The following is a 15,229-nucleotide window of genomic DNA, read 5'->3' on the forward strand; positions in this document are numbered from 1 at the left end:
AGGGGCAAGGAGAAAGGAGTGAGATGCGAAGAGCAAGTGCCAGCCTCCAACGACAGCCACGCCACCGCGAATATGTTCCAGCATTATGCCGCTAGACAGGAAATCCCACCAAACCAAAGCGTTCTTAACGGCATCATCTCCCATTCTCATTGACATACGCTCGTTCGAAACCTAGGATAGGCGGCTACATTTTGAAGGCGCCGATTTGTACCCGGATTGCGGGCGCCGACGTCGCGGACGGCCCCTAGGCAGCCCACGGCGTGAAGTGCAGCTAAAAGGGTGTGTCCAGCGTTGATGGCCACCCGCCAGGGTGGCCTTTTTTTCGTGCCCACCCACTGCCCTGCCCGCCCGACGCTCGACCGGCGCCCCACCGGCGGCTGTGATGATTCGACTCCACGACGTTTCCAAGACCTACTACCCCAGGGGGCGGCGCAGCGGTACCGCGGCCGTGACGGCACTCAAGCATGCCGACCTCCACGTACCAAAGGGCCAGATCCACGGCGTGATCGGCCTCTCCGGCGCCGGAAAGTCCACCCTGATCCGCTGCGTCAACCTGCTCGAGCGACCCACGACCGGCACCGTCACCGTGGACGGCCAGGAGCTGACCGCCCTCTCCGGGGCGGCCCTCAACCAGGCTCGCCACCGCATCGGCATGATCTTCCAGCACTTCAACCTGCTGACCTCGCGCACCGTCTTCGCCAACGTGGCCCTGCCGCTGGAGCTGATGGGCATGAAGCGCGGCGAGATCCGCGAGCGGGTCGCCCCCCTGCTGGAACTGGTGGGCCTGGACGACAAGGCGCGCCAGTACCCGGCACAGCTCTCGGGCGGCCAGAAGCAGCGCGTGGCCATCGCCCGGGCACTGGCCAGCCGCCCCAAGGTGCTGCTCTGCGACGAGGCCACCTCGGCACTGGATCCCCATACCACCGGGTCGATCCTGGACCTGCTGCGCGACATCAATCAGAAGCTCGGCCTTACCATCCTGCTGATCACCCACGAGATGGAGGTGGTGAAGTCGATCTGCCACCGGGTCAGCCTGATCTCCGACGGCGAACTGGTCGAGGAGGCCGACGTGGGCGATTTCTTTACCGCGCCACGCACCCGGCTGGGGCGCGACTTCCTCAATGACTTCCTGGAGCTCGACCCGCCGCGCGCCCTGATCGAGCGCCTCGAGGAGACCCCCGGGCCACACAGCCATCCGGTGGTTCGCCTGGCCTTCTCGGGCGATGCCGTCTCGACCCCGCTGATCTCGCGACTGGCCCGGGAGTGCGGCGTGGATGTCAGCATCCTCCAGGCCAAGGTGGAGTCGATCCAGGAGCGCACCCTGGGACTGATGATCGCCGAACTGATGGGCCCGGCAGAGAAGACCCGCGAGGCCATCGACTATCTCGAATCCCACGACCTGCAGGTGGAGGTGCTCGGCCATGTCCAGCGCGATGATTGACCTGATCCTCAAGGCCACCCTGGATACGCTCTATATGGTAGGCGTGTCGGGAGTGATCTCGGCCCTGGTGGGCATCCCGCTGGGCGTGCTGCTCTACGTCACCCGGCCGCGTCAGATACTCGCCGAGCCGACGCTCAACCGGGTACTGGGGGCGATCACCAACATCGGTCGCTCGATCCCCTTCATCATCCTGATGGTGGCGATCATCCCCTTCACGCGGATGCTGGTCGGCTCGTCGATCGGCACCAATGCCGCCGCCGTGCCCCTGACCATCGCCGCCATCCCCTTCGTGGCGCGCCTTGTCGAGGGCGCCCTCAACGAGATCCCCCCGGGACTGGTCGAGGCCGCCCAGTCCATGGGCGCCACGCCCTGGCAGATCATCACCAAGGTGCTGGTCCCCGAGGCACGCGGCGGCATCTTCACGGCGCTCACGGTGACGGCGGTCACCCTGGTCAGCTACTCGGCCATGGCCGGCGCCGTGGGCGGCGGTGGCCTGGGCGACCTGGGCATCCGCTACGGCTACAACCGCTTCAACCCCACCATCATGCTGATCACCGTGGTGATCCTGGTGGTGATGGTCCAGGGCTTCCAGAGCCTGGGGGACTACTTGGTACGCAAGAGCGACCACAAGTAAAAGGGTTCTGATTTCCTGCTGCGCTCGACATCCCGGCCGCCGGCGCTGCTCGCTCTCCTCATGTAGCAGGCTACACTCCGGGAGCTGCGCCGCGGCGGCGGCCGGCCTGACTTCGCTCGCTACGTAAATCAGCCCCTTTTTCGCAACCATTCAATAGCATTTTGCTATTTAAATTCCATTTATTATTCCACTATCATCACCCCATCATTCGAGGAGACCCTTCATGCGCACGACACTGATCAGCACCCTGGCGGCTTCCGCCCTGACCCTCGGCGCCGGCACCGCCCTGGCCGACGAGCACGCCATCAAGGTCGGCACCGTGGCCGGCCCCGAGACCGACGTCATGCAGGTAGCCGCCGAGATTGCCCAGCGCGAGTACGGCCTCGAGGTCGAGATCATCGAGTTCACCGACTACGTGACGCCCAACGCCGCCCTGGCCGACGGCAGCCTGGATGCCAACGCCTACCAGCATGAGCCCTACATGCGCTCCATGGTCGAGGACCGCGGCTACGACTTCGCGATCGCCGGCTACACCTTCGTCTATCCGATCGGCGCCTACTCCGAGAAGTACGACAGCATCGAGGAGCTCCCGGACGGGGCCACCATCGCCCTGCCCAACGACCCCTCCAACGAGGGCCGCGCGCTGATCCTGATGCACAACGAGGGGCTGATCGAGCTCACCGATCCGTCGTTCCTGGAAGCCACCCCGCTGGACATCGCCGAGAACCCGCATGACTTCGAGTTCCGCGAGATCGAGGCCGCCCAGCTGCCCCGCGTGCTGCCCGACGTGGACATGGCCTTCATCAACAACACCTTCGCCCAACCGGCCGGGCTGAGCCTGGATGACGCTCTGATCAAGGAGGGCGCGGAATCTCCCTACGTCAACCTGATCGTGGTGCGCGGTGGTGACGAGGACCGCGAGGCCATCCAGCAGCTGGTCAAGGCCTACCAGACCGAGGAGGTCGAGGCCAAGGCGGAAGAACTGTTCGGGCCGCAGGCGGTGCCCGGCTGGAAGTGAGGAAAACCCGATTCCCTGCCGCGAAGGGCGCCGGGGGCAAGCCGAAGAGGAGGTCCTACGCCAGGGGTGAGAAGCACTGCTTCGAACGGGCTGGCCATGGATGGCCAGCTCTGGTCCTGCAAGCGGAGCGGGACGCGAGAGCGAAGCAGGGCGTCGGTAGCGCCCAGGGATGGGTTCACAGCACCTCCTCGATGGTCCGGCACCCCGGGGCTTGACGACGGATGAGCCCTGAGTGAAAAACGATTAGAGATAGCCAAAGGGCCGGCCGCTGTGCCGGCCCTTTCGTTAAAGGAGCCGCCATGACACCCGACTATCCCCTGCTGGCCCGCCAGCTCGAGGCCCTGCTCGATACCCGCGACTGGCTGACCAACAGCGCCCAGACCTGCGCCTTCCTGATGCAGGAACTCCCCGACCTCAACTGGGTCGGCTTCTACCTGCAGCGCCAGCCCGACCTACTCTGCCTGGGCCCCTTCCAGGGCAAGCCGGCCTGCCATCCCATTCCCTTCTCGAAGGGCGTCTGTGGAGCCGCCGCCCGCACGCGCGAGACCCAGCGCGTGGCGGACGTGCATGCCGTGGCCGACCATATCGCCTGCGATGCGGACTCTCGGGCCGAGCTGGTGGTACCCATCGTGGCGAATGACCGGCTGTGGGGCGTACTGGACCTGGACAGCCCGAGGCAGGCGCGCTTCGGCGACGCCGACCAGGCGGGCATCGAGCGGCTGGTGGCGGTGTTCATCGAGAAGACCGACCTGGAATGAAGAACGCCCCCGCAGCCAAGGGCTGCGGGGGCGTTCCGGTATCTGGTAGGACCAGGCGGATTTGAACCGCCGACCTCCACGATGTCAACGTGGCGCTCTAACCAACTGAGCTATGGTCCTGAAGCTGTCGTCATCGGGCGAATTCTGGTAGGACCAGGCGGATTTGAACCGCCGACCTCCACGATGTCAACGTGGCGCTCTAACCAACTGAGCTATGGTCCTGCTTCACCGCCGCGGCATGACTTCGCCGTGGCAACGGATGCGTATTCTACCCATCCGCCCCGGAAATGCAAGCTCTGATGGCCACTCCGAGAGCTCGACATAGCCCTTGGGGTCTGACCCGAATGGCACTTACTTAAGCTTTTTCGGATGACCTTGTTGCCGAATTTGCTCACGAGCCTGATGCCGGTGCGTTTTCAATAACCGATGGGGTCGGGGCCGCCGCTTGATGGCTCTTGGCTCCAGCCGGTCCGGCCGCTGGCCCACTCGAATTGCTGTAACTTGCCCCATGATGCGCTGGCGCTCCTCATCCGTTAGCGGTGAACGTGTCGCTATCTGCCGGAAAATCTGCACTGTGTGCTTGAAACTGACGTGCTGGGGTAACCGGTCCGCCCACTCGCTGGAATGCGCCATCACCCGGCGGATCAGGTTATAGGCCAACAGATACACCCAGACTTCCTTCTCCACCATCGCGGGCGTCTTGCAACGTAGCACCTCCATGCCCAGGGTCGTCTTGATATCCCGGAAGCTCAGCTCGATCTGCCAGCGCGCCTTGTAGAGCGTCTGTATCTGCTGGCGGGGCGCCTGCCGGGAGGAGCACAGGGTCGTGACGATGACCATGTTCCCTGCGGCCAGCTCCCGCACCGGCAAAGTGTCGGGCAAGGCATCGAAGGCCTCCTGGCTCATCCACTCGTGCCGTTTCTTCGGTTTCTGCCAGGTGGCGATGTGATCCTTGTAGCCCAGCCTCTTGCCTGTCTGAAAGTCGCTCTGGCGACCGAAGTGTTGGCGCATGACCACATCGACACCGCGGGCGTTCAACTCGGCGATGAGCGCGTAGGAGGGGTAATAGCGGTCGGCGATGACGATGTCACCCGCTGCAAAGGTATCGAGCATCTCCCGTAGCAAGGCATGCTCTCCCGTGCCCTTGCCTTTCACGGGCCCCATCGCCGCATTGAGAATGGCCCCGCTACTCAAGTCCATGATGGCCACCAGCCGGGCGATCGGGAACCCGAGCCCAGGCTTCTGGCTGGTTTGCTGAGGAAAGCGCTGTTGGTTCTCGGGCGTATCCGGCATCGACACCGTGGTACCGTCGATCAGCTTGATCGGCCGGCCCTGCCAGGTCCAGACAGACGGCACCTCCTCCGCCAGGGTGCGTCCCAGATAGCGCGTCAGGTCGGCCACTACCGCCCCCGGCAAGCGCTGGCGAGCGCGGCAATAGGCACCGGTGCGGACACTCCCCGGGCGCTGCCGGTTCAGCATGAGGCGATTGACGGCTTGCTGGCAGGAGGCATCGGCATCCAGAACTTGCGCGATGAAGGTCTCCAGGGTGGCAACAGGAGGAAAGAGCCGGTGGCGACAAGCCGGCAGCGTCTCATCAAGATCGGAAGAGGCGAAGGCCGCATGGAGTTGAGCGCACAGCTCGGTATGGTCCGGACGGCGGGCATGATGCGCGACACGGCGCTGTTGGCACTGATGAAGTGGAGCAGTAGGATAGGTCATGAAAGCGGACGTTGGATCGGCGGTTTGTGTGTGGTTTCGCGACTTACACAATACCGCAATCCATCGTCCGTTTTCATTAATATCAGAGGGTTACGCCATCGTCGATGCCTTAAGTAAGTGCCATTCGGGTCTGACCCCCAGGTCGTTTACTGCTCAGTAGTATCAGAGGGTTGGCGCAACACGCTCGGCAGCGGGGTCAGACCCGAATGGCACTTACTTAAGCTTTTTCGGATGACCTTGTTGCCGAATTTGCTCACGAGCCTGATGCCGGTGCGTTTTCAATAACCGATGGGGTCGGGGCCGCCGCTTGATGGCTCTTGGCTCCAGCCGGTCCGGCCGCTGGCCCACTCGAATTGCTGTAACTTGCCCCATGATGCGCTGGCGCTCCTCATCCGTTAGCGGTGAACGTGTCGCTATCTGCCGGAAAATCTGCACTGTGTGCTTGAAACTGACGTGCTGGGGTAACCGGTCCGCCCACTCGCTGGAATGCGCCATCACCCGGCGGATCAGGTTATAGGCCAACAGATACACCCAGACTTCCTTCTCCACCATCGCGGGCGTCTTGCAACGTAGCACCTCCATGCCCAGGGTCGTCTTGATATCCCGGAAGCTCAGCTCGATCTGCCAGCGCGCCTTGTAGAGCGTCTGTATCTGCTGGCGGGGCGCCTGCCGGGAGGAGCACAGGGTCGTGACGATGACCATGTTCCCTGCGGCCAGCTCCCGCACCGGCAAAGTGTCGGGCAAGGCATCGAAGGCCTCCTGGCTCATCCACTCGTGCCGTTTCTTCGGTTTCTGCCAGGTGGCGATGTGATCCTTGTAGCCCAGCCTCTTGCCTGTCTGAAAGTCGCTCTGGCGACCGAAGTGTTGGCGCATGACCACATCGACACCGCGGGCGTTCAACTCGGCGATGAGCGCGTAGGAGGGGTAATAGCGGTCGGCGATGACGATGTCACCCGCTGCAAAGGTATCGAGCATCTCCCGTAGCAAGGCATGCTCTCCCGTGCCCTTGCCTTTCACGGGCCCCATCGCCGCATTGAGAATGGCCCCGCTACTCAAGTCCATGATGGCCACCAGCCGGGCGATCGGGAACCCGAGCCCAGGCTTCTGGCTGGTTTGCTGAGGAAAGCGCTGTTGGTTCTCGGGCGTATCCGGCATCGACACCGTGGTACCGTCGATCAGCTTGATCGGCCGGCCCTGCCAGGTCCAGACAGACGGCACCTCCTCCGCCAGGGTGCGTCCCAGATAGCGCGTCAGGTCGGCCACTACCGCCCCCGGCAAGCGCTGGCGAGCGCGGCAATAGGCACCGGTGCGGACACTCCCCGGGCGCTGCCGGTTCAGCATGAGGCGATTGACGGCTTGCTGGCAGGAGGCATCGGCATCCAGAACTTGCGCGATGAAGGTCTCCAGGGTGGCAACAGGAGGAAAGAGCCGGTGGCGACAAGCCGGCAGCGTCTCATCAAGATCGGAAGAGGCGAAGGCCGCATGGAGTTGAGCGCACAGCTCGGTATGGTCCGGACGGCGGGCATGATGCGCGACACGGCGCTGTTGGCACTGATGAAGTGGAGCAGTAGGATAGGTCATGAAAGCGGACGTTGGATCGGCGGTTTGTGTGTGGTTTCGCGACTTACACAATACCGCAATCCATCGTCCGTTTTCATTAATATCAGAGGGTTACGCCATCGTCGATGCCTTAAGTAAGTGCCATTCGGGTCAGACCCTGAGGCCTCCCCACGAATAGAATAAGAAAATCAGTATATTAGGATTGAAAAAAGTCTGCATGGGCAGGCATGTTGTTAATCGCCAAAGAAACAATATGCCGAGGAGCCCATGCAGACGTCCCGATTCTTGCACAGGATCCTGATGACTTCAGCCTCCCTCCTGCATTCAGCCCGCTTCAATGCTCTCGCCACCTGCGTCGAGGCCTTGCTGTCGGGGCAACGCCTGTCCCTGACGGCGATCGGCCGTCAGCTCCCGCGCCAGGCGCAGCCCAAGCACGCGATCAAGTGCGTCGATCGCCTGCTCGGTAACCCTCACCTGCAGCGCGAGCGACGTTGGCTCTATGCGGATGTCGCTCGCCTGCTGGTGGGCTCTCAGCGACATCCCATCATCCTGGTCGACTGGTCACCGATCGACGACCGGGGGCGTCATTTTCTGCTGCGTGCCGCGATCCCCTTCGGGAAACGATCGTTTCCGATCCATGAGCGCGTGCATCACAAGGACGCCTGTCCCCGTTGCCAGAAAGCGCTCCTTGCGGACCTGGCGTGGATGTTGCCGCCGCAGGCCAAGCCCATCCTGATCACCGATGCCGGCTTCAAGACCCCCTGGTTGCGGGCTGTTGAGGCGTATGGCTGGTACTACATCGGTCGCGTGCGTGGGGCGACTCAACTGCGGCACGACGGCGAATCCGATTGGCGCCGCCTGGAATCGCTGTTTCCTCTGGCGACCCGCGAGCCAGCGTCGCGTGGTCTCGTCACGCTGGCCAAGACGCGCTCACTGGCGACCCGTCTGTACCTGTACCGCGCGCCCTACCGAGGGCGCAAAGACCGCAACAAGAACGGCGGTGCCTCGCGTGCTGCCCGAAGTCGCAAGGTGGCCAAGGGGCACCGAGAACCCTGGGTGCTGGTCAGTAACCTGACACCGCGCCACAACCTCGCCGCCAAAGTCGTCAAACGCTACGCCAAGCGCATGGAAATCGAGGAGGGGTTTCGGGATATCAAGAGCGAGCGCTTCGGGTTTGCGTTCAACTTGCATGGTACCCGATATGCACGCCGGATCGAGATCCTGCTTCTCATCGCGATGCTGGCCAGCTTCCGGCTCCTGGCCAGCGGCCTTTCCCTCGATAGAGCGGGGAGGGCACCGGCCTATCAAAGCAATACGCGTCGATCACGGCGGGGCGTCTCGCTGTGGCGACTTGGTTGTGAAGCCATTCTGGCCCGCTATCCTGCGGGCCGAATGGACAGACTCCTCCGGCTCATGCGACAAGAAGCCGAGTTGGGGGTCACCGTATGATTCGTGGGGAGGCCTCAGGGTCTGTCCCTTATTATTTCTCGAAAGAGGGCACGGTTTACTCTGCCGATCTGGTCTCCGAAATGTCACCCCGGGCGTTGGCTGTACCGGACAGGTTATCCACCTCATAGATGGCGACACCCGTCTGAGGTGGCAGGCTGGCAGTCCAGGGCCGTGCCCGCAAGATGAGGTTTCCATCATGGCGCCCTGAGCCACGATGATCCTCCAAGGTCTGACGCAGAAAGGTAAAGTCCTTTGCCCAGGAGCGATATGCCTGACCCCGGTAAATAAAATGGACGATCTTTATCTCGGACGTACAACACTCCTCGGCTAGCGCCTGGACTACCGGATCCTGTTTCTCGCTATCGGGCAAACGTCTATAGAACTCGTAGAGCGCGTGTCGGAGGTTATGCACCATGCGATGGCTATCGATCTGGGCAGTGGAGCTACTGGCATAGATCACGTCTTTGCGCCTGTCCTCGAGCTCATCAAGGTTGCCTGGCCGCCAGCCTTCGGGGTCAAAGAGATCCACCATGAAGCATAGGGTACTACGGCGCGGATGTTCGTTTAGTACAATGTCCAGCGGCCTGTTGGAGAGCACGCCACCGTCCCAGTAGCGACAGCCTTCAATCTCTATGGATGGGAAGGCTGGAGGCAGGGCGCCGCTGGCCATGACGTGGCGCGCGCTAATGGTTTGACGGTGGTTGTCGAAAAAGACATGCTCGCCGCTTTCCACGTTAACCGCACCCATGCTCAACCGCGTATGCCCGCTGTTGAGATAATCAAAATCGATTACCTTTTTCAGCGTGTCCTCAAGTAGTGAAACATCATAAAGACTCACGTCCGGGTTGTGCTGGACAAGAAAATCCCAGGGCATCGGCACTCGCGGCTGGAAGAAGCCCGGCTGGCCTAACACCATGGTCCACAGCGCGGAGCCGATGTTGGTGGCCTTGCGCATGGGATCTTCCGGCCCCGGCACCGGCACCCATTGGGGCCAGGTGATGCGCTCCCAAAAGGCCTCCAGTTGCTCCAGGCGGTGCTCCGGCGGGTTTCCGGCGAGAATCGCCGCCTGAATGGCACCAATGCTGGTTCCGGCAAACCAGTCAAACTCGATGCCACCCTCGGCAAGGGCCTCGTAGATTCCATGGTGATAAGCGCCCAGCGCTCCACCACCCTGCAGCAGCAAGGCGGTGCGATTGCATCCCGAGCCGTTGCCATGCCCCTTTTCTTGAGTCGCCATGATAGTAGGCTACCTCGCGCGATATGCTTTCAATGTAGTGGAGCCCCCCCTGTTGGTCGCGGCCCGGAGTCGATATCGAGACGCTCCGGTGTTACCCGCCCCCTGAGCGACTCCCGGAACCTGAACACCCTCCCGCAGCATCCGCCACGATAGTACGGTTGGCAGGATGCGCCGTAGTCGTAGTGGGAGATGCCGTCGATCGAGCAACGGGTAGAACTCAGTCGCCTCACTGCCGTGCACCTTACTCCGGCTTGTAGTGATTGAAGTCATTCAGGCCGAATATAAAGACATGCCTCTTGTTCGTGGGGGCTCCTCATGACGACGAAGAATGTTCGTGACGGCACCGGCGGCCGGCATCAATGTATCGAAGAAGTCGGCTCCGATATGTACCCCGCGATCTGCTCGTGTCAGCCTCAGGAGTCGGGGCCCGACCCTGACTGCTGGAGGCCGCCGTCCTGCCCGACTGGAAGGCTAGCAAGGTGGCGCCTTCGACGCCTACGTGGCCTTGACTTCCAGCCTCTCGTCGATTGGCCTGCACACCGCCTTCCGTCCTGGACTGGCGGATTCCCCGTCACGTGAAGGGCGGACACCATGCAGCCACGCCACTTCACCATCAACGACTATCCCGAGGGCATGCTGGACCGCGCGAGTTCGAGCTGCGCGAGGCCGAGCTGCTCGATCTAGTCCAGGGCGAGGTGATCGAGTCGCGGAATGCGCGCCACGCCGTGGGCGACAGGGTGCGCCACATGGCCGGCTGGCGGGACTTCGCCCAGCTTCCCGGCAACCGGGTGGAGCGCCTGCCGGGCATCCAGGTCCCTGAGCAGACCGATCTCGGCCATTGCAAATACCGTCGCCATAGACCGAGGAGGCATTCCCGAAAGGCGTAGAGAAACTGCTTGGGAGTTGACTTGCAGGAACACCAGTCAAGGTGACCATCATGCCAGAGACAGAAAACCCGCCACGCGGGCGGGTTTTCAGACGGCTGTCACAACGCGCGCCTCATTCCCATTCGATGGTCGCGGGCGGCTTGCTGCTCACATCGTAGGTCACGCGGGAGACGCCGGTGATCTCGTTGATGATGCGGTTGGAGACCGTCTCCAACAGCTCGTAGGGCAGGTGTGCCCAGCGGGCGGTCATGAAGTCGATGGTCTCCACGGCGCGCAGGGCGATCACCCACTCGTAGCGGCGGGCATCGCCGACCACGCCGACGGAGCGCACCGGCAGGAAGACGGCGAAGGCCTGGCTGGTCTTGTGGTACCAGTCTGCGCGGTGCAGCTCCTCGATGAAGATGGCGTCGGCCTCGCGCAGGATGTCGGCGTACTCCTTCTTCACCTCGCCGAGGATGCGCACGCCCAGGCCCGGCCCGGGGAAGGGGTGGCGGTAGACCATGTCGTAGGGCAGGCCGAGCTCGACGCCGAGCTTGCGCACCTCGTCCTTGAAGAGCTCGCGCAGCGGCTCGACGAGCTTGAGCTTCATGGTCTCGGGCAGGCCGCCCACGTTGTGGTGCGACTTGATCACGTGGGCCTTGCCGGTCTTCGCCGCGGCAGACTCGATGACGTCCGGGTAGATCGTGCCCTGGGCCAGGAAGTCCACGCCCTCGATCTTGGCGGCCTCGGCGTCGAAGACGTCGATGAAGGTGTTGCCGATGATCTTGCGCTTGGCCTCGGGGTCGGCCTCGCCTTTCAGCTTGTCGAGGAACAGCGCCTCGGCGTCCACGCGGATCACCTTCACGCCCATGTGGCGGGCGAAGGTCTCCATCACCTGGTCGCCCTCGGCCTTGCGCAGCAGGCCGTTGTCGACGAACACGCAGGTCAGCTGGTCGCCGATGGCACGGTGCAAGAGCGCCGCCACCACCGAGGAGTCCACACCGCCGGAGAGGCCGAGCAGCACGTGGCGGTCGCCCACCTGCTCGCGCACGCGGGCGATCTGGTCCTCGATGATCTGGGCCGGGGTCCAGAGGCGCTCGGCGCCGCAGATCTCCAGCACGAAGTGCTCGAGAATGCGCAGGCCCTGCAGGGTGTGGGTCACCTCGGGGTGGAACTGCACGCCGTAGAATCGCTTCTCCTCCCAGGCCATGGCGGCGATGGGGCAGCTCGGGGTGGAGGCGGTGACGGTGAACTCGCTCGGCACGCGGGATACCTTGTCGCCATGGCTCATCCAGACGTCGAGCAGGTTGCGGCCGGTCTCGTGGTCGATGTGGTCCGAGATGTCGCGGAACAGCGCCGTCTCGGCGTCGAGACGGATCTTGGCGTAGCCGAACTCGTGGACGTGGGAGCCCTCCACGGCACCGCCGAGCTGCTCGGCCATGGTCTGCATGCCGTAGCAGATGCCCAGCACCGGCAGGCCCATCTCGAACACGCACTGGGGGGCGCGGGGCGAGTCCAGCTCGGTGACGGATTCCGGGCCACCGGCGAGGATGATGCCGTTGGGGGCATACTCGCGGATCTCGGCCTCGGTGATGTCGAAGGCGCGAACCTCGGAGTAGACGCCGATCTCGCGCACCCGGCGGGCGATCAGCTGGGTGTACTGGGAGCCGAAGTCGAGGATCAGGATCTTGTGGGCGTGAATGTCGGTCATCTGGCCTTTCCTTTGAGAGGCGAACGGCCCGGAAACACGAAAGCTGGAAGCGGCGCGGCCACTTCCAGCTTCAAGCTTCCGGCTTCAAGCGTGTATCAGCCCGCGCGGTAGTTCGGGGCTTCCTTGGTGATCTGCACGTCGTGCACGTGGGACTCGTTGAAGCCGGCCCCGGTGATCTGCACGAACTGCGGCTTGGTGCGCATCTCCTGGATGTCGCGGCAGCCGGTGTAGCCCATGGAGGCGCGCAGGCCGCCCATCAGCTGGTGGACGATGGCGCTCATCATGCCCTTGTAGGGCACCCGGCCCTCGATACCTTCCGGCACCAGCTTCTCGGCGCCCTCGCTCTTGTCCTGGAAGTAGCGGTCGGCGCTGCCCTGGGTCTGGGACATGGCGCCCATGGAACCCATGCCGCGGTAGGCCTTGTAGGTACGGCCCTGGAAGAGCTCGATCTCGCCCGGGGATTCCTCGGTGCCAGCCAGCAGGCCACCGGCCATCACGGTGCTGGCGCCGGCGGCCACGGCCTTGGCCAGGTCGCCGGAGAAGCGCACGCCGCCGTCGGCGATCAGCGGGATGTCGTAGGGCTCCAGCGCCGCGGCGACGTTGGAGACGGCGGTGATCTGCGGCACGCCCACGCCGGCCACCACGCGGGTGGTGCAGATGGAGCCAGGGCCAATGCCCACCTTGACGGCATCGGCACCCGCTTCCGCGAGCGCCTTCGCGGCCTCCGCGGTGGCGATGTTGCCGCCGATCACCTGGATCTGCGGGAAGTGCTCCTTCACCCAGCGCACGCGCTCGATCACGCCCCTGGAGTGGCCGTGGGCGGTGTCGACCACCACCACGTCGACCCCGGCCTCGGCCAGGGCGGCCACACGGTCCGGCGTCTCGGGGCCGGTGCCCACGGCGGCGCCGACCAGCAGTCGGCCGTCGGCATCCTTGGCCGCCAGGGGGAAGGTGCGGGCCTTCTCGATGTCCTGGAAGGTGACCAGGCCGCGCAGGCGGAAGTCGTCATCCACCACCAGCATCTTCTCGATGCGGTGCTCCTGCATCTTGCCCTTGATGATGTCGAGGCTGGTGCCCACCGGTACGGTGACGAGCTTCTCGCCGGGGGTCATGATGTCGGCCACGCTGTCGCCGTGGTTGGGCTGGAAGCGCATGTCGCGCTGGGTCACCAGGCCCACCAGGGTCTCGCCCTCCACCACCGGGAAGCCGGAGAAGCCGTGCTCCTCGGCCATCGCCAGCAGATCCGCCAGCTTGGCCTTGGGCCCCACGGTGACGGGGTCCTTGACGATCACGCTCTCGTGCTTCTTGACCTTGCGCACCTCGGCCGCCTGGTGGGCGATGGTCATGCTCTTGTGGATGATGCCGATGCCGCCTTCCTGGGCCATGGCGATGGCCAGGCGGGCTTCGGTGACGGTGTCCATGGCGGCGGAGACGAGCGGGATGTTCAGGAAGAGGTCGCGGGTCAGGCGGGTCCGGAGGCTGACCTCGTTGGGCAGGACGTCGGAATACCCGGGCACGAGTAATACGTCATCGAACGTAAGAGCTTCTTGGGCCATACGTAGCATATGCGGCAACACCCAGTGAACTGGTGGGAGGGAGTGAAGTTAATCCCCCATTATAGCGACCCTGGCCGGGGGGCGGCAATCCGCGTGGCGGCTATCCCGCTCCCCTGCCGCCCCGGGCGCTGCCACCAAAGCCGCGGCGCGTGCTAGGGTATTCCCCTCCACCCGCCAGGGATGATCGCGCCATGCCCCGCCCCGAGGAAGCCCCGCTTTCCGTCAGCGAGCTCAACCGCCGCGCCCGCCAGGCGCTGGAGCAGGATGTCGGCGAGGTATGGGTGGAGGGCGAGCTCTCCGGGGTGTCGCGGCCGGGCTCTGGGCACATCTACTTCACTCTCAAGGATGACCGGGCCCAGCTGCGCTGTGCGCTGTTCCGCACCCGGGCGCGCTTCGTCGCCGCTCCCATGCGCGACGGCGACCGGGTCAAGGTGCGCGGCCAGGTGTCGCTGTTCGAGCCCCGCGGCGACTACCAGCTGATCGTCGAGGCGGTGCAGGCGGCGGGTGAAGGCGAGCTGCTGGCGGCCTTCGAGCGGCTCAAGGCCCGGCTCGCCGTGGAGGGGGTGTTCGCCAACGCGCGCCCCCTGCCCTATCCGCCGCGCCACCTGCTGGTACTCACCTCGCCCACCGGCGCGGCGATCCGCGACGTGCTGGCGGTGCTCGCGGCGCGCTGGCCGCTTACACAGGTGACGCTGATCCCGGTGCCGGTGCAGGGGCGCGAGGCCGCCCCGGCGCTGATCTCGGCGCTGGGCCTGCTCAACCGCCAGCAGGCGCTGGACCCGGCCCGCGACGCCATCCTGATCACCCGCGGTGGCGGCAGCCTCGAGGACCTCTGGGCCTTCAACGACGAGCACCTGGCCCGGGCGATCTTCCACTCGCGGCTGCCGGTGATGTCGGCGGTGGGCCACGAGGTGGACGTCACTCTGGCCGACTTCGCCGCCGACGTGCGTGCCCCCACCCCCTCGGCCGCCGCCGAGCAGCTGGTGCCCGACCGCCGCGAGCGGCGCCACCGCCTCGAGCGGCTGGCCGAACGGCTCACCCGAGCCCAGCGCGCCCGCCTGGAGACCGAGGCCCAGCGCCTGGACCACCTGCGGGCCCGGCTGCGCCACCCCGGCGAGGTGCTCGCCGCCCTGGCAGCGGCGCGCATCCCCAATGGCACCTTTCCCTTTGCTCCGGGCGACTGCCTGGAGGCCCTGCACCAGGTGGTGCTGCCCCAGGTCCGCGAAGGCGGCGGCCTGCTGCCCTACTTGCGCATGGTGCGTCGCCACTGGCAATGGCGC

The 15,229-nt window shown here is 64.5% G+C and carries 12 protein-coding genes and 2 tRNA genes; 6 read left to right on the forward strand and 8 right to left on the reverse strand.

The window, feature by feature from the left end:
• Window positions 1–382: 382 nt before the first annotated feature.
• The 4 genes from SCI24_RS05155 (at window position 383) to SCI24_RS05170 (ending at window position 3,851) form a co-directional block, all read left to right on the forward strand.
• Window positions 383–1,441, forward strand: a complete 1,059-nt coding sequence (locus SCI24_RS05155) for a methionine ABC transporter ATP-binding protein (protein WP_318724364.1) — start codon at window positions 383–385, stop codon at window positions 1,439–1,441.
• Complete coding sequence (locus tag SCI24_RS05160) at window positions 1,422–2,075, forward strand: methionine ABC transporter permease (RefSeq protein ID WP_280548073.1); 654 nt, start codon at window positions 1,422–1,424, stop codon at window positions 2,073–2,075. Before SCI24_RS05155 ends, SCI24_RS05160 begins: the two co-directional genes overlap by 20 nt.
• 223 nt (window positions 2,076–2,298) lie before the next feature.
• On the forward strand, window positions 2,299–3,093 hold the full coding sequence (locus tag SCI24_RS05165) for a MetQ/NlpA family ABC transporter substrate-binding protein (protein WP_318724365.1): 795 nt from the start codon (window positions 2,299–2,301) through the stop codon (window positions 3,091–3,093).
• Window positions 3,094–3,392: 299 nt separating this feature from the next.
• On the forward strand, window positions 3,393–3,851 hold the full coding sequence (locus SCI24_RS05170) for a GAF domain-containing protein (RefSeq protein WP_318724366.1): 459 nt from the start codon (window positions 3,393–3,395) through the stop codon (window positions 3,849–3,851).
• 43 nt (window positions 3,852–3,894) lie between these two features.
• Here the strand turns inward: SCI24_RS05170 and SCI24_RS05175 are convergent.
• The 4 genes from SCI24_RS05175 to SCI24_RS05190 all read right to left on the reverse strand — a co-directional run bounded on the left by SCI24_RS05175 (window position 3,895) and on the right by SCI24_RS05190 (window position 7,151).
• Window positions 3,895–3,971 (reverse strand) — tRNA-Val (locus tag SCI24_RS05175).
• Window positions 3,972–3,996: 25 nt separating this feature from the next.
• A tRNA-Val gene (locus SCI24_RS05180) sits at window positions 3,997–4,073 on the reverse strand.
• A gap of 129 nt (window positions 4,074–4,202) precedes the next feature.
• Window positions 4,203–5,570, reverse strand: coding sequence for an IS4 family transposase (locus tag SCI24_RS05185; RefSeq protein WP_318724367.1), 1,368 nt, complete (start codon window positions 5,568–5,570; stop codon window positions 4,203–4,205).
• A 213-nt stretch (window positions 5,571–5,783) separates the two neighbouring features.
• Window positions 5,784–7,151: an IS4 family transposase gene (locus SCI24_RS05190; protein ID WP_318724367.1), complete on the reverse strand. Its 1,368-nt coding sequence runs from the start codon at window positions 7,149–7,151 to the stop codon at window positions 5,784–5,786.
• 246 nt (window positions 7,152–7,397) lie between these two features.
• Between SCI24_RS05190 and SCI24_RS05195 the strand changes: the two genes are divergently transcribed.
• Window positions 7,398–8,579, forward strand: coding sequence for an IS4 family transposase (locus SCI24_RS05195; RefSeq protein ID WP_318724368.1), 1,182 nt, complete (start codon window positions 7,398–7,400; stop codon window positions 8,577–8,579).
• Between the two features lie 55 nt (window positions 8,580–8,634).
• Here the strand turns inward: SCI24_RS05195 and SCI24_RS05200 are convergent, their stop codons facing one another.
• From SCI24_RS05200 to guaB, 4 genes are all read right to left on the reverse strand, one after another.
• Entirely contained in the window at window positions 8,635–9,816 is a 1,182-nt protein-coding gene (locus SCI24_RS05200) for a patatin-like phospholipase family protein (protein ID WP_318724369.1), read from the reverse strand.
• A gap of 680 nt (window positions 9,817–10,496) precedes the next feature.
• Window positions 10,497–10,673, reverse strand: coding sequence for a hypothetical protein (locus tag SCI24_RS05205; protein WP_318724370.1), 177 nt, complete (start codon window positions 10,671–10,673; stop codon window positions 10,497–10,499).
• A 142-nt stretch (window positions 10,674–10,815) separates the two neighbouring features.
• The gene (gene guaA, locus SCI24_RS05210) at window positions 10,816–12,393 is read right to left on the reverse strand and encodes a glutamine-hydrolyzing GMP synthase (protein ID WP_318724371.1); all 1,578 of its coding nucleotides are present in this window, start codon (window positions 12,391–12,393) and stop codon (window positions 10,816–10,818) included.
• Between the two features lie 95 nt (window positions 12,394–12,488).
• Window positions 12,489–13,958, reverse strand: coding sequence for an IMP dehydrogenase (gene guaB / locus SCI24_RS05215; protein ID WP_318724372.1), 1,470 nt, complete (start codon window positions 13,956–13,958; stop codon window positions 12,489–12,491).
• 182 nt (window positions 13,959–14,140) lie between these two features.
• Between guaB and xseA the strand changes: the two genes are divergently transcribed.
• The coding region (gene xseA / locus SCI24_RS05220; RefSeq protein ID WP_318724373.1) for an exodeoxyribonuclease VII large subunit at window positions 14,141–15,229 on the forward strand (1,089 nt) is incomplete at its 3' end.

Source organism: Halomonas sp. (assembly GCF_033549285.1).
Taxonomy (GTDB): domain Bacteria; phylum Pseudomonadota; class Gammaproteobacteria; order Pseudomonadales; family Halomonadaceae; genus Halomonas.

Coding starts and splice junctions, on each gene's coding strand:
- guaB (WP_318724372.1), bottom strand. CDS start 13,958: ATGCTACGTATGGCCCAAGAAGCTCTTACGTTCGATGACGTATTACTC.
- SCI24_RS05190 (WP_318724367.1), bottom strand. CDS start 7,151: ATGACCTATCCTACTGCTCCACTTCATCAGTGCCAACAGCGCCGTGTC.
- SCI24_RS05165 (WP_318724365.1), top strand. CDS start 2,299: ATGCGCACGACACTGATCAGCACCCTGGCGGCTTCCGCCCTGACCCTC.
- SCI24_RS05155 (WP_318724364.1), top strand. CDS start 383: ATGATTCGACTCCACGACGTTTCCAAGACCTACTACCCCAGGGGGCGG.
- SCI24_RS05185 (WP_318724367.1), bottom strand. CDS start 5,570: ATGACCTATCCTACTGCTCCACTTCATCAGTGCCAACAGCGCCGTGTC.
- SCI24_RS05170 (WP_318724366.1), top strand. CDS start 3,393: ATGACACCCGACTATCCCCTGCTGGCCCGCCAGCTCGAGGCCCTGCTC.
- guaA (WP_318724371.1), bottom strand. CDS start 12,393: ATGACCGACATTCACGCCCACAAGATCCTGATCCTCGACTTCGGCTCC.
- SCI24_RS05205 (WP_318724370.1), bottom strand. CDS start 10,673: ATGGCGACGGTATTTGCAATGGCCGAGATCGGTCTGCTCAGGGACCTG.
- SCI24_RS05200 (WP_318724369.1), bottom strand. CDS start 9,816: ATGGCGACTCAAGAAAAGGGGCATGGCAACGGCTCGGGATGCAATCGC.
- SCI24_RS05160 (WP_280548073.1), top strand. CDS start 1,422: ATGTCCAGCGCGATGATTGACCTGATCCTCAAGGCCACCCTGGATACG.
- SCI24_RS05195 (WP_318724368.1), top strand. CDS start 7,398: ATGCAGACGTCCCGATTCTTGCACAGGATCCTGATGACTTCAGCCTCC.